The 15,865-nt window shown below is 42.1% G+C and carries 8 protein-coding genes; 5 read left to right on the forward strand and 3 right to left on the reverse strand.

The features are described from left to right. The first annotated feature begins 442 nt into the window (after positions 1-442). Both aroC and V7L29_RS09375 read left to right on the forward strand, forming a co-directional pair. Entirely contained in the window at positions 443-1,531 is a 1,089-nt protein-coding gene (gene aroC, locus V7L29_RS09370) for a chorismate synthase (protein ID WP_334689212.1), read from the forward strand. Between the two features lie 630 nt (positions 1,532-2,161). Next, complete coding sequence (locus V7L29_RS09375) at positions 2,162-2,941, forward strand: DUF928 domain-containing protein (protein ID WP_334735268.1); 780 nt, start codon at positions 2,162-2,164, stop codon at positions 2,939-2,941. A 234-nt stretch (positions 2,942-3,175) separates the two neighbouring features. Here the strand turns inward: V7L29_RS09375 and V7L29_RS09380 are convergent, their stop codons facing one another. After that, positions 3,176-5,893 carry a CHAT domain-containing protein gene (locus V7L29_RS09380; protein WP_334735269.1) on the reverse strand — a complete coding sequence of 906 codons (2,718 nt, stop codon included), beginning with the start codon at positions 5,891-5,893 and terminating at the stop codon, positions 3,176-3,178. Positions 5,894-6,571: 678 nt separating this feature from the next. On the opposite strand from V7L29_RS09380, the gene V7L29_RS09385 reads away from it, so the two are divergent. Both V7L29_RS09385 and V7L29_RS09390 read left to right on the forward strand, forming a co-directional pair. Then, entirely contained in the window at positions 6,572-8,125 is a 1,554-nt protein-coding gene (locus tag V7L29_RS09385) for a GMC family oxidoreductase (RefSeq protein ID WP_334735270.1), read from the forward strand. Positions 8,126-8,320: 195 nt separating this feature from the next. Then, complete coding sequence (locus tag V7L29_RS09390) at positions 8,321-8,455, forward strand: hypothetical protein (RefSeq protein ID WP_334735271.1); 135 nt, start codon at positions 8,321-8,323, stop codon at positions 8,453-8,455. Positions 8,456-8,920: 465 nt separating this feature from the next. Here V7L29_RS09390 and V7L29_RS09395 read toward each other — a convergent pair whose 3' ends face one another. Together V7L29_RS09395 and V7L29_RS09400 are read right to left on the reverse strand one after the other, a co-directional pair. After that, on the reverse strand, positions 8,921-10,918 hold the full coding sequence (locus V7L29_RS09395) for a CHASE2 domain-containing protein (protein ID WP_334689025.1): 1,998 nt from the start codon (positions 10,916-10,918) through the stop codon (positions 8,921-8,923). A gap of 3 nt (positions 10,919-10,921) precedes the next feature. After that, positions 10,922-11,590 carry a response regulator transcription factor gene (locus V7L29_RS09400; protein WP_334735272.1) on the reverse strand — a complete coding sequence of 223 codons (669 nt, stop codon included), beginning with the start codon at positions 11,588-11,590 and terminating at the stop codon, positions 10,922-10,924. A 350-nt stretch (positions 11,591-11,940) separates the two neighbouring features. Between V7L29_RS09400 and V7L29_RS09405 the strand changes: the two genes are divergently transcribed. Beyond that, on the forward strand, positions 11,941-15,609 hold the full coding sequence (locus tag V7L29_RS09405) for a two-partner secretion domain-containing protein (RefSeq protein WP_334735273.1): 3,669 nt from the start codon (positions 11,941-11,943) through the stop codon (positions 15,607-15,609). Positions 15,610-15,865 lie beyond the last annotated feature (256 nt).

A 15,865-nucleotide genomic window follows, 5' to 3' on the forward strand; every position in this document is an offset into this window, starting at 1 on the left:
TTGGCTGCTGGTGATCTTGCTCCTGTAGCTCTAAGTGCTCCTGCTATCAACGGTTAAATAGTAAAGTTTAGCCTTCATCAAAAAGCGCTCTCCCGCAAGGGGGGGCGCTTTTTATTTAAGTTAGGAACAGATGAGGTATTTACTGATATATAGCAATACAGTTCAGTTAAGGCTTAACTGTTTATCAAAGTCAATTTTTTTAACGAACCGCCAAGGGTGCATTCGCGTAGCGTCTCGTAGAGAAGAACGCAAAGGAAGAGAAGAAAGAGAAGGAAGAAATGCTTAACTGAATTGTATTGTGATATAGAGTTGGGTAAAGACTCGGAAACACTGTTGCATAAATCCTAAAAAATAGCGGAAAGTTCTACAAAGATCAGAACAAAACAAACTTTTGCAAGAACTCTAGGTAAAATACATAAGCCTCACCTTTTTCCTCAAAATCATGGGCAACACTTTTGGTCATCTATTTCGCATCAGTACTTTTGGCGAGTCTCACGGCGGCGGTGTGGGGGTTGTGATTGATGGTTGTCCTCCACAACTAGAAATTTCGGCAGAAGAAATTCAAGTAGAACTAGATAGAAGGCGTCCCGGACAAAGTAAAATTACGACCCCTCGCAAAGAAGCGGATACCTGCGAGATTTTATCAGGGGTATTTGAAGGCAAAACACTAGGAACGCCTATAACAATTTTGGTGCGGAACAAAGACACTCGTCCCCAAGACTACGACGAAATGTCCGAGAAATATCGGCCTTCTCATGCGGATGCAACTTATGATGCAAAATATGGCATTCGCAATTGGCAAGGTGGGGGTAGGTCGTCAGCGCGTGAGACAATCGGAAGAGTAGCAGCAGGTGCGATCGCTAAAAAAATTCTCTATCAAGTAGCCAATATTGAAATTATCGCTTACGTTAAGCGCATCAAAGACTTGGAAGGTGTAGTTGATCCAAATACTGTAACCTTAGAACAAGTGGAAAGCAATATCGTCCGCTGTCCCGATGTTGAATGCAGCGATCGCATGATTGAATTAATTGAGCAAACAGGTAGACAAGGTGATTCTATCGGCGGTGTAGTAGAATGTGTGGCGCGAAATCTGCCGAAAGGTCTGGGCGAACCAGTATTCGATAAATTGGAAGCTGATATCGCTAAGGGTGTCATGTCTCTCCCTGCTAGCAAAGGCTTTGAAATTGGTTCCGGTTTTGGGGGAACGCTGCTAACGGGAATTGAGCATAACGACGAATTTTATATTGATCAAAATGGTGAAATCCGCACACTCACAAACCGTTCTGGTGGTATTCAAGGGGGGATTTCCAACGGGGAAAATATCATTTTGCGAGTTGCATTTAAGCCGACAGCAACAATTAGAAAAGAGCAAAAAACTGTAACTCGTGAGGGCGAAGAAACGCTATTAGCAGCGAAAGGACGCCATGATCCTTGTGTATTACCGCGTGCAGTTCCAATGGTTGAGGCAATGGTGGCGTTGGTGCTGTGTGACCATTTGTTACGGCATCATGGGCAGTGTAAAGTCTTGTAGGCACTACACTTTGACTGACAAAAAATATTTATTTTCTTAAAGTGGGTATCTTACTCGCCCTCTCAAAGAATATTTAGACTCTGTCAACTACCCACACTGACTTGGAACTCATAGGCGAGTGCCTAAGTACAGCATTTCATTAATTCCTAGCGAATTAATCAAAGGCAATACCTTGCAATGCCAATGTATCCCGATGCAATGTTAATGCGTCTCCCTGCAATGCCAATGCATCCCGATACAATGTTAATGCGTCGGCCGCATTGTTAATGCATCCCCTTGCAATGCCAATGCATCCCCCTGCATTAAAAACGCTACGCTTTTACGCAAAACTGTACTAAGCTTAGACTTTCGTCCGAGCTTTTCTTCAAGGTTTCGATATTAGAGGGAATATCGCACATACCAGCGCACAGACAGTAGAATAATCTTGCATTGGAAGTGTCACCATTTGAATAGTTACTTGCAGTTCATCAACAGGGTATCTTTCGCTGCTGATGAACTGCCTTCTGCACTTTTACCAGACCAGCACTGGTTTTTGCAACACAACCGTATTTTCAAGTCCATCTGTAAAATATAGGTTGTTTAACCAGATACGTTCTTAAGACTTATCCTAGCAACTTATCGAGGTAGAACATGGCTCAGATATTACGCCCTTCCCAGAAATGTTTGAGGAAAAGCCTTTTTACATCCATTGATATTGCCTTGAGCTTATTGTTATTGATGCCTACAACAGCCTTAGCTGATGGGAACAATAATTCTAACGATCCCCCACCTCAGACTACAGGAACTTCAGGTGGCTCTAGAGGATGCGAAACTCAGTCCGAGACATCTTCAAGTAGCATTCCAGCCCTGATTTTGCTTGCACCTTCCCAAATTTATGGGCAAACTTTGGCAACACGTCCTACATTCGCTTGGTTTACCAGCAATTCTACCTCCTGGCAAATGGAGTTTCGGCTTTATGAGTATGACCCAGTTAGTAAACAATCTAAGTTGGTAAAAGAGATTAAAGACAAAAATTTTAAAAGTTCACCAGGAATTATGATGCTATCTCTGTCCAGTGCAGAATTGTTAGTTGGTCAAAGATATCTTTGGCAAGTCGAATTAGTCTGCGATGCTAATCGCCCGTCAGCCAATCCATTTGCTACAGCTGCGATGAAAGTAGTTTCAGTTCAACCAGATTTGGAAAAGCAACTCTCTCAGAGCAATGATATTTTAACTAAGGCAAATCTCTATAACCAAGCTGATTTGTGGTACAACACTTTAGAAATCGCTTTAACCTCAAAGGATGAGCCGAAGCTGAGAGAATTAAATATGTTTCTCCTAGAACAGGTAGCAAATGGCTCTGAAACTGATCTCAAAGAACAAATTAAAGTAGAACTTACAAAAAGCCCAATTCATCAATTGCAGCGCTAGTATAAACGTTTAAATTTCAATCAAAAACACTTAAAAATTTCGGTTCTACCGCTCCCCTTATGCTGTGGTATTAAAATTCAGATTTTATAAAGAAACTTCAAAACCTGAAAACTCATTCACTCTAAAAACCACAGTCTATAAGACCAGTTTATTTATTCTTAGAGTCCATAAAAGGAGCGATAGAGCCAAAATTTCAAATTGAAGACAGTTATTAGCTGTTCACTGTTCACTGATTTAAAGCCAGTTACCAATAAGGATGAATGGTGCCCAGTATCCAGGGTGACTTTCGGGTTGCTGCTGATGCGCTTGTAGCCAAGCTATTTGAGTCATCTGTAAGGCTCTGGCCTTACTTAGTCCACTGTGCCAGCTTTGATAAAATTTGGCTATCAGTTGCGCGGTTGCTGCATCATCAACTTTCCATAGAGAACCTATGGCGCTTTGAGATCCGGCTTGGATGGCAATACCAGCCAGACCTAAAGTTTCCCGATCGCTACCTACTGCTGTTTCACAAGCTGTCAAGGTCAGTAGCTCTATGGGATTATTGCGATCGCGACTATTACTAATTAGTTGATAAAGGTCGGTTATTGTCAATTTTTGATTATAAGTCTCGGTTTTGCCAGATTTTTGATGATTTACTTCAACTTTTTTACCAGTTACCAAGAACGTTTCCCTATCATCAATACCAAACTTGCCGTGTGTTGCTAGATGAATTACTGAGTAAGTATTTTTTTCTAACTCTTGTTGCAATCGCTCAGGTGTAAAGTCTTGATCAAGTAAGCCCTTGCTTTTAGGTAAACTCGTTGTAATGGTTTTAAGCTCTAATTTTACTTGATTAAGCGGCTCAAAAACTTTTGCACCCGCATCCGTTTCAACTGTAGCTGCCTGTGTCAAGCCGAAAGCCAATATTCGTAATTTTTGATGGTTATAGCGGATTGGCTTGGTTAGAGTCAGTGCTGGGGCAGTGGCGATCGCATACTTTTCAATCAAGAATTGCTTGCCGTCAAACAGCGCTGCCATCGGGATATTCCGAAGAATTCCATCTTGGATAAACACTAAAGTTTCGATTTTCTCTGTTTCTAAATCTTTGATAAAAGGACGAATTAACCAGTCATACACTTGTTGAGCTTTGGCTTTATAACTGTTTTCCAAATCGGAGCGCTTTTCTAGTTTGATTCGTAGGTCATTGATTGCATCTTTGACCTCTTGATTCTTAGCAGGCACCCAAAAAAGTCGTGATTTAAATTTTTTCTGATCGTCAGCCAAAGTAAGAATGATCGCCAGGCGCTCTTTCAAAATAATCGAACTCAAGACAGCAGTATTTTTCCCCACTAATGGGACTGGTTGCTGAATCAGTGCTAAAGCACAATCATTACCTAAATAATTTTGTAGTTCTGCTAGCCTTAACTCATCTATTGCTAGAAGGACAAATTCTAAATTCTGTTGAATATCAGATTCTTGAACAAGATGTTCAGTTTGCTCTAGGCGTAACTCAAGCAACTCGCGGTAAACTGGTTCAACATTGTCTCGAAAGTCAAATTGAAAATCTCGCTGTTCTAAGGTAAGGTCGCTGCGAATACTTTTGAGGCTGTCAATAGATTCTTCATAAAAATTAATCGCTTCTTTCACCCGACCTGTGGCTCTAAATAGGCGTGCCGCCTGCCAAGCCCACAAGTAAAGGCTCTCGTTTGCGACAGTGCCAATAAGCGCTTCTTGAGTCAAATTTATCGCTTGTTGATAATCTTGGAGGCATTCATAAACGTGTCCTAACCTGCCTTTAGCAAAAGATTCTGCCTCTGGTTCCTGTATTTTTTGAGTGATTGCTACAGCTTTGTTGAGTAGTTCAACAGACTTGGGTAACAATTCTGACTCTAAGCATTGAGTTGCTGCATCAGTACTGACCGACTTAACTTTCTGGCTGACGAGTTGTAGAAGATTAGCCAGTTGAATTGCCGCATAGGCTTTCTCGTGAGAATCGGGCATCTGTTCTAGGACGACGATCGCTTGCTGTAGTGTATTGTTAACTATGGCTTTATCCTGAGGATGTTGGCGGTAGTAAAGCCTAACTAGACCTAGTAGCGATCGCAGTTCGTTTACTCTATCGTTCTGGCTACGAGCTAGATTCAGACTTTGTTCAAAATATTGTGCAGCTTGGTTATCATCACTAACCGTGTATTGCTGGAATTTTTCGGCTGCTTTTTGATCGTCTACGTCGTTAGCGAATTCAGCCCGACGCTGATTGCGCTTTGCAAGACTAGCGTAGGTATTGGCTAAACCATTTAAGGTAGACGCTACATAACTTTGATTATTGATCCGCTTGGCTATTTCATAGCTATGTTCAAATTCTTGAATAGCTTGCTTGTACTCGCCTTGGAGACGATGAGCATTTCCCAGACTACCCCAAGCAGCTACTTCGCCAGGAAAATCTGACTGGCGGCGGGCAATTTCTAGGGCACTATTTTGAGTACATGGCAGATTGATTTGATTTTGACCGCACAAAATGGTAACTGCGCGTCGCTGCTGTCCCAGGTTACTGTAGAGTTGAGCCTGTTCTGTCAGCATCCGTCCTACTTTTATCGGCTTGTTTGTTTGACGATAGTAGGCGATAACTAGCTTTAATTCGGCGATCGCTTCCGATATTTGACCTACTTGTTGGTATGCTCTGGCAAGGTATGTCCGGACATTTATTACCTCAGCAGAATCACTATTACGCTGTTGATTGGAGGAGAGGTATGCTTGCCAAGACTTGATTGCTCCTTGAATATCGCCAGCTTGATATAGCTTAAGTCCTTGCTGTACTGGCTGTGTTAAAGCCGACGATTTCGCTGTTGCTATCTCTGCGATTCCCTTATGCCCAATTGTTAGAGAAGGATGTGCTAACCACAAACATAAGGTTAGCGTTGTCAGGAAGAGAACTGCCCAAATGCGACGAACACGGTATGGTAAGCGTTGCATGATGGCACAAAGTAATACTTTAAAAAGTGAATTTCTTACTTAATCAGCGATCGCTTTAGGCAATGCACAGCCTTGGTGTTGCGATCGCATAACTAAATACAGTATTTCATAAATCCGTTAGAAATTACGCACTGTACAAATAGGCAGTAGTATGCATTGGCGCTACTTGTAGGGTTAAGAAGTTTTGCCTCACTCCTATTTCTCCAATCAAAAATGTAGTTTCCAAAGTTGGAAATATAGTTTTCGTTCATAACGTATACCTTGCTATAGCAATCCTAAATTAAATAAGCTAATCGTCATTCATTTTTCCAGAATGATTCGCTTGTAGTAAGGGCTTCAGCCCTGCTTTTATGCAACTTAAATGCTGATTAGCTTACAAAATAATGGTACATTTATACCAAAATGAAGTTCCTTACCAATCAATAAGAATTTGATTTTCCTAAACTGTATCAGGATCAACACTGTTCGGATCTCAAATAAGATTGCTATAGCTGACTCAACTTATTCTTTTAGTTGTCAGGCAAAGAAATATCGCAGTCACAGAAGTATGTGAAGAAAATTGGTATTCAAGGGGTTGGATTCGCTTTTTGTAAAGTTTTAGCAGTTTAAGTAAAAAGCGATCGCTGAAAACAGTATTTTTCTAAAATAAAAATTATTGCAATTAACAAGAAAAATTTCATGACTGAATACGATTATATTGTGATTGGTGCAGGCTCGGCAGGCTGTGTTCTTGCCAATCGCCTCACCGAAGACGGTAAAACTACTGTGTTATTACTGGAAGCAGGCAATCCGGCTAACTTACCAGAGCATCAAGTTCCTCTAAACTGGATAAAACTATGGGGTACTGAAGTGGACTGGGCATATTTTACGGAAGAAGAACCGTACCTAAATAACCGCAAAATCTATTGTCCGCGCGGGAAAGTCTTAGGTGGCACCAGTTCGATCAACGCCATGATTTATATTCGAGGCAGTCGGCATGATTATGACCACTGGCAGGAGTTAGGAAATCCGGGTTGGAGTTACCAAGATGTGTTGCCATACTTCAATAAATCTGAAAACCAGCAGCGAATCACATCCGAATTTCACAGTGTCGATGGATTATTGAATGTCACAGATCCAATTGCTCCTAGTGTGACATCACAAAGATTTGTGGAAGCAGCCGTCGCACTAGGCTATGAACGCAATCCTGATTTCAATGGCGCACAACAGTCAGGGGCAGGACTTTATCAGTTGACAGTCAAAGATGGTAAGCGAGAAAGTACAGCAACTGCATTTCTATTGCCAATTCTTGAACGCCCTAACCTAACAGTCACTACTAGTGCATTAGTCACTCGGTTACTGTTTGAGGGAACACGTACTATTGGAGTGGAGTATCTGCACCAGGGAACAATACACCAAACCTTTGTGAATCAAGAAGTGATTCTAAGTGCTGGCGCATTCGATTCACCTAAACTGCTGATGCTCTCTGGGATTGGCAATGCAGAACATCTGCGATCGCTAGACATTCCCGTAGTTGTTGATTTGCCTGGTGTTGGGCAGAATCTCCAAGATCACCTTCACGTCGCCGTTGCACATCAAGCCACTCAGGATTTACAACCTGACCCAACTAGCAATATTGCCGAAGCTGGATTGTTCCTGCATACTGAAGGTCGTTTAGATGTTGCACCAGATTTACAGTTTTTCTTTGGCCCTGTTTTGTGGGCACATCCTGCCTATGCCCGCGAAGGCCCAGGATTTGGAGCTACAGCCTGTCTGACTAATCCTCAAAGCCGTGGTAGTCTCACGCTGCGTTCTGCTTCTCCCCAAGACCCACCGATCATTCGGATGAACTATCTTCAAAGCGAATCCGATTTGCAAAAGCTGCTTGCAGGGATCAAAATTATTCGACAGATATTCCACTCAAATGTATTTGATCAGTTCCGAGGTGAGGAAGCTGCTCCCGGTGCTGATAACAAGAGTGATGAAACATTCCTAGCTTACATTCGGGAAACCTGCGACAGTGTATACCACCCTGTCGGCACTTGCAAAATGGGAACAGACTCCGATTCAGTGGTAGATCCCGAACTGCGCGTACATGGTGTTGAAGGGTTGCGTGTCGTGGATGCTTCAATTATGCCAACTATCAGCACGGGAAACACCAATGCACCCACAATTATGATTGGCGAAAAGGCAGCTGATTTGATTAAAGCCGCAGGTGGTGTTTCACAACAAACGTTTTTAATAACTGCGTAGATGCAAAGGAAAATCTCTAAAATGACTGTAAACCTATTGGTGACAACTTAAGGTTATAAGCTATTTGTCAATAAGCAATAGTGCTTAAAAGATTGTCCGAAATCGAGGTTAGAAACACAATTTTTAAGCTAGCGCTCACCTCATATTTAAAAGCATCGTTTACCCTTGTTCTCAAACCAGAGTATCAAGCTAAATGTGATACTCAATATTCAGTTTATTTATAGCTTAATTACTGTTGACAAAAATAATTTTGCTTTAAGTTGTCACCAATACTGTAAACCTATGAGTGCGATCGTAGCGATCGCTCTCAGCATAGGGGAAAATAATTAATATTAGTAATAATTAATGCCTTCTTGCGGTTTAAGTAGAATGCATTGACCTGCAGTGTCAATGATCGACTTACAATGCTAATGCATCGACTTACAATGCCAATGATCGACTTACAATGCTAATGCATCGACTTACAATGCCAATGTATCGACCTGCAATGTTAATGTATTGAGGCGAAATTTGATGAAAAGGCTTTAATTACAAGAATGAGTTCTCAAGAAAAGTATTCAAAACTTCAGATGTGCTTTTTTCAGTTAACGTAAGTCTCCAACGGAGGCGTACGTTAACTTATATTGGGACTTAGACAAAAAATAGCTAGAAAAAACACTCAAATGTATATACAGAAAGACTTTGACATCGTTTTGCCTATTTTATTGATATATCTGGGTTTCAAGCATTTTTAAGCTTTTGGTGTATTTTCCTTGTCCTGTAAGGGTTTGAGGTTTGTTTCTGCTTCAAAAATGTTTAAGTCCCAATATCAGTGTGGGCAGAGAAAAATTTCCAATTGCCTGGAGACAAAAATCGTTGCCACCAAGTAGTTGCTACAGGCCAAGTCAACTCGCAGACAGTGCCTTGTGGAGAGTGAGGAAATCGTCGAAACTTACCTCTCAATTTCCGGGCTAAATATTGAGCTTGGTCTGTCCCACTACCACCACTTTGATAATTAGATTTGGATAGAATACCAACTCCATTATCAATTATTTGCAAGCAATACTCACTTGCTGAACGTGTACAAACAACATCAAGACGGGTAGCTCGTTGCGAATGTTTTCCGACATTACATAATGCTTCTTGCAAAAACAGGTACAAGCTTCGCTTTTGATCTGCATTTAAGTAGCACTCTTCTAGTGGCTCAAAATTGGGAGGAATAAAACTTTGAATTGTCTCAAATCCTTGAAATTTTCTTTGTAAGGTACTGTCGTAAATATGATAAAGTAACTCAGCAATTGGAATTTGGAGATCGAGAACCACATTTCCCTCTAAGTAGAGACTGTCATTGCGACTCAGCATTTCTTGACTAAGAGAATCAGGGATACTTCGTAACTCCTGATTCAGTTGTTCAAGTTGCGATCGCAATTTCTCAGTTTCTATGTCTTCGCCAAGACTCCTTAAAATGACAGCCAGAGTTTGCAGAGGGCCATTATGGATTGTCTGAAAAGAGCGCTTGAGAGTTAGACTGCGTTGTTCGAGTAATGTTCTTAAATCTCGGTCGAAAAAAGATGTTGTCAGTCCTGCACCTGCTAGAGATAACAAGGTTGGTACTAAAGGAATCCACCAACCCACAACTAGGAGAATATAACAAATTCCCACAAGTCCGATACTAGCTAACCCAAGGCTCAACAATGTTTTTGCAGGAGATTGCAGGATTAAACCCAGAATTATGCCAACTAAACCCCAAGCTAAAATCCATAAATATTCCCAAAATTTTGGCCATACTTTTAACAGTGGTCGTCCGTCTAAAACATTACTAATAATTTGGCTCGTGGCATGGGCATGAATCTCTACACCAGAAATCCATTGAAACTGATTAGCAGAATTTTCAATTCCTAAATCTCTAGTATAAAGTGTACGTTTGACTGCGGAAGTAGTAAATTTATCTTTAATACTGGAGGCAGTCATGCCAATAATCACGATGCGATCGCGAATCCAATTAGGATCAATTTTTTTAGTGAGGATATCTCTCAAAGATAAGGTGCGAAAAGGTTCGGGATGAGAGCGAAAGTTTAGTAATATCTGAAAGCCATTAGCATCAGTTCCCACATATCCACCAGAATTGGGGAGAAAGCGGACTAGCCGACTCGAACCAAATTGGATAGGGTCGTAAGAACGACTGCCATGATGAAATACGATTCCTTGTTCGCGCAAATAGAATCGGGCTAAACACAGAGGTAAGGAGTATTTAAGTTTTCCCGTGTGAGTCTTGGCTGCCAACACGTTACGTCGTAGCTTGCCATCAGGGTCAACTATTAGATCTGCAAAGCCAACTCGTTCGGGAGGTAACTCAGGTGGTGGCTTAACATTAAAAGTTCGTTTCTGATTTAATGCAACTTCAATTCCAATGATATTTGTATTTTCTCTTAGGGCAAGTGCCAAGTCTGCACGATCTGAATTACTATGTTTGTCCTTAAAAAGATCCAAACCGATGACTCTAGGTTTGTAAGTATGTAGAATGTTCAACATTTTAGCAATTTCTCTATTCGGTATAGGATAGCTTCCTACATAGTTAATATCTTCTTCATCAATACCTACAATTACCACCCGTTGATCGATAGCTTCATTAGGCCGCACCCGTAATAATTGATCGAATACAAGCCACTCTTGTGATTGCAATAATCCTATTGAACGAGCAAGCATAATAAATCCTACTACTGAGAGTCCTGGCATCACTACTTCTCGCCAGAGTGGCAGTTGGTGGTGAACTTTTTTCCAAAAATTGCTTTTTATAGTAAGTGCGAACTTCATCAATTAATTAATTAATCCGATTTTTCTAGCTGCGATCTCAATTTGAATTCTCAATTCTTTACCAGGTTCGTCATAAACACCCAGAGAATCTTGCAATCTAATCCAATAGTTTCTGACGGTGCGATCACTTACTTCCATTTGTTGAGCGATCGCTTTATCTGTTAAGCCTTCTTGATATTTAAGCGTCAGTACCTCTATCCATTTTCGGTCAAATTCTGGGCGCGATCGCAGTTCTGAAGATAAATAAATAGAGCCGCGCAATGCCAAGTCAACGAACTTTAACATTTCCCGGATCGGCAAGGACTTATCCATAGCAGCAAACCCACCTTCATAGGCATTAATCATCGGTTTGAGCCGTACTAACGGTTTGACATTGGTACTCAGCACCACTAAGTTAGGGGCAAGAGGGCTTTCCATCAAAGTTTTGATAAGTTGCATACCAACCTCCGTCTGGGCAATAGCTTGAGGCTTTTCTGGTAGACATAAATCCACAATTAATAAATCTGGGTGGTAGCGTTGAAATTGCTGATACGCCGTCTGGGCATCTTGAGCTGCGAGGATTTCTGCTTCTGGATATTTCTCCTTTAGCGCTGGGATTGTACCTTGAAGAATTGCTTCGTGGTCGTCAACGACTAAAAACTTTTGCAAAGTTTGCTTTGACTGTTGGCTCATAACTGGTGTAATTTTAATAGCTTTATTTAAAGTACCAAAACTACAGGACATCTAACTTTTTGTGACTATAAATTAACTTGCCATTTAAGTAAAACTAATGGTTCAAGACTAGGATACAAATAATCAACTGACCACGTGTTGCAGTTTGAGGAATTTAGTTTTCCAAAATTGGAAAATCAGCACTTTAGTTAAGGAATATGACAACTTGTTAAACTTGATGACGTAGTATGACTAGTGGTTGTGGGGAGTCAAGAAGTCTTGTGAAAGCTAAATTAGGGTCTTATCAAAGCTGGAAATCGCTGCTATTTGGTTCTGGGGCGATAACTATAACGGGATGCTGTGTTTTTGTAATGACTAGCCCCGTGTACGCCCAAATTATTCCTGATAATACACTTGAGGTCAATTCCAGCGTCGCACCAGGATGCACAGCTTGCACGATTGAGGGAGGAACAGTTCGGGGAAACAACCTGTTCCACAGTTTTAGCGAGTTTTCCGTACCTAAAGGCGGGGAAGCATTTTTCAATAATGCGATGCAGATTCAGAACATCCTGACTCGCGTTACAGGTAACTCAGGCTCAAATATTGATGGGATGATTCGGACAAATGGCACTGCAAATTTATTTTTAATCAATCCGAATGGAATTATCTTTAATTCCAATGCCTCCCTGAATATTGGCGGTTCGTTTATTGCAAGCACAGCTAATAGTCTTAATTTTAGTGATGGTATTAAGTTCAGTGCTGTAAATTCTCAAACTCCACCTTTGCTGACTATCAATGTACCCATTGGCTTACAATTTGGAACGAATCCGGCAAAGATTCAGGCACAGGGTTCTAGTTTAGAAGTTAATCCTGGTCAGACCTTAGCACTTGTAGGCGGTAATGTGCAGCTTCATGGTGGTAAACTCATAGCTCCGGGTGGAAATGTGGAGTTGGGAGGTATGGCAGACACTGGTACAGTTGGTTTGAGTATTAATGGCTCATACCTTGGTTTAAGTTTTCCTGATGGCGTTGAACGAGCTGATGTATCTCTGAGCAATGGCACTGATGTTAATGTACTCGCTGGTGGTGGGGGTAGGATTGCGATCAATGCCCGTTTCTTAGATATGATTGGAGAAAATACAAAGCTAGAGTCAGGGATAGCATCAGGGTTGGGTTCTGTTGACTCACGGGCGGGAGATATTGAAATTAAGGCAACACAGGCAATAAACCTGAATGGAAGTGGTATATCTAATACGGTGCAATCAACGGCTGTAGGTAAAAGTGGTGACATCAATATTAAGACCGGCTCGCTTTATGTAAGAAATGGCGGTGTACTGAATACCGAAACCTCTGGACGAGGGAATGCGGGCAATATAAAAATAGTTGCCCGTGATACCGTTTCCTTTGATGGGGGGACTAGCTCCAATAGTAGATCCAGTCAGGCATCCAGCGCTGTACAAAGTCAGGCATCCAGCGCTGTACAAGAAACAGGCGTGGGCAAAGGTGGCAACATCGACATCACAACTGGGTCACTCTCTGTTACAAATGGTGGTGAGCTGGTTGCTACCAACTATGGTGGAAAGGGGGATGCAGGCAGTGTGAATATTACTGCCGGGGATACCGTTACCTTTGATGGGATAGGTCGCAAATTTCCGAGTGGAGCATTCAGCAATGTGCTCAAAAAGGGGGTGGGCAACGGTACCAGCATCAATATTACCACTGGGTCACTTGATCTGAAAAATGGCGCTGTATTGAATGTCACAACCGATGGAAAAGGAAATGCAGGCAATGTGAATATATTTGCCCGCGATAGAGTCTCCTTGGATGGGGTCAGCTCGGTACTCAGCGCAGTAGAGAAAGGAGCCGAAGGTCAGGGAGGCAACATCTACATCACAACTGGGTCACTCTCTGTTACGAATGGTGGTGAGCTGATTGCTACCAACTATGGTGGAAAGGGGGATGCAGGCAGTGTGAATATTACTGCCGGGGATACCGTTACCTTTGATGGGATAGGTAGCAATGGATATCCGAGTGGAGCATTCAGCAATGTGTTCCCAAAGGGGGTGGGCAACGGTACCAGCATCAATATTACCACTGGGTCACTTGATCTGAAAAATGGCGCTGTATTGAATGTCAGAACCTATGGAAAAGGAAATGCAGGCAGTGTGAATATATTTGCCCGCGATAGAGTCTCCTTGGATGGGGTCAGCTCGGTACTCAGCGCAGTAGAGAAAGGAGCCGAAGGTCAGGGAGGCAACATCTACATCACAACTGGGTCACTCTCTGTTACGAATGGTGGTGAGCTGATTGCTACCAACTATGGTGGAAAGGGGGATGCAGGCAGTGTGAATATTACTGCCGGGGATACCGTTACCTTTGATGGGATAGGTAGCAATGGATATCCGAGTGGAGCATTCAGCAATGTGCTCAAAAAGGGGGTGGGCAATGGTACTGGCATCAATATTACCACTGGGTCACTTAATCTGAGGAATGGCGCTGTATTGAATGTCAGAACCGAAGGAAAAGGAGATGCAGGCAGTGTGAATATAGTTGCCCGCGATACAGTCTCCTTGGATGGGGTCAGCTCGGTACTCAGCGCAGTAGAGAAAGGAGCCGAAGGTCAGGGAGGCAACATCTACATCAGGACGGGGTCGTTTAGAGTGAGCAATGGCGCTCAACTCAGTGCTGCCACCTCTGGACTAGGGGATGCGGGCAATGTGAATATATTTGCTCAAGATACAGTCTCCTTGGAAGGAGCGGGCAACAATGGAAGACCCAGTGGAGCATACAGTACTGTGGAATCAACAGGTGTAGGCAAGGGGGGTGATATTAACATCACGACCAAGACACTGTCTTTGAAGGATGGTGCTTTTTTAAGTGTTAGAACCCGTGGACAAGGGGATGGGGGTAACATCACCTTGTGGGCTAATACATTAGAAGCCATTAGTGGTGGACAAGTTATTACCACCAGCAGTGGTAGTGACAAGGCAGGTAATATTAACCTTAATGTCACTGACAGCATCACCCTTTCTGGTAGCAATGCTAACTATTTTGCTCGACTTGACCAATTTATTGCCCGATTTGGTTCAAATCAAGTTCTAACTGTAGACCCTGCAAGTGGGCTGTTTGCCAATACATCTGAAACTTCCACAGGTAGAGGCGGAGAATTAACAATTAATACTAACCAGTTCAATATTCAAGATGGGGCCAAAGTTACGGTGAGCAGTCAAGGGTCAGGAATTGCAGGCTCATTAATAGTTGAAGCTAACTCTATCTATCTTGACAACAAAGCAACAATCAGTGCTGACACAAAGGGAGGACAGGGAAATATTAATTTGCGATCGCGCGACTTGTTGCTACTACGCCGAGGTAGCAGCATTACTACCAACGCTTTTGGTAATGCCACTGGTGGTAATATTACGATTGATACTAACAACCTAGTCGCTGTTCCAAAAGAAAATAGCGACATCAGCGCCAATGCTCAAGATAGCTTTGGTGGTCGAGTAATTGTCAATGCTTCGGGCATCTTTGGCACACAGTTTCGTCTACAACCCACGCCATTAAGTGACATTACAGCTAGTTCTGCTCGTGGTTCCCAATTCAATGGCGTAGTGCAACTCAACACGCCTGATGTTAACCCTAGTCAAGGCTTAACTGCTCTGCCCACAAACATCATTGATACTTCACAGTTGATTGCCAATAGTTGCATTACACGAAATAAACGCCCAGAAGGGAAATTCATCATCACGGGGAACGGAGGTTTGCCAGTGATGCCAGATGACCCCTCAATTGCACCCTATCAGACTTATCAGATTCCAACTGTCCAAAGCGCAAGTATCTCAAGGAGACAAGAAAACGCTCTCGACCCCGAAAACCCTACTACTAGCAACAAACCTTACGATTCTGTTAAATCTGCGCCACTGATTGAAGCTCAGGGATGGATGTACGGATATAATGGTGAGGTGATTCTCACTGCCTCTGCACCTACTGTTTCTCCTCACAATTCTTGGTCACAACTCCCTCCTTGTTCGGGTTCCTAAAAAAGTTTTAGTTATCTTTAGAAATTGACTTTCCCAAATTGGCAAATCAATTTTCTGCTTTGACAATGTGTATCTAATCAAATTTCTCTATCTTAACAATACCTTTGCTAAAAAAAGAGGATTTAAGAGACAAAGAGCCAAAACCCTTGATAAAACTTAGCTTTAACTTTTAACTTATGAAAATTTCCACTATTTTAGCTGTGCCACCTACTACAGTAATTTGATTTTTAGTTGAAAATGACTTAGTAGCAAAATC

Source organism: Nostoc sp., assembly GCF_036916575.1.
In the GTDB taxonomy this organism is placed as follows: Bacteria; Cyanobacteriota; Cyanobacteriia; order Cyanobacteriales; family Nostocaceae; genus Nostoc.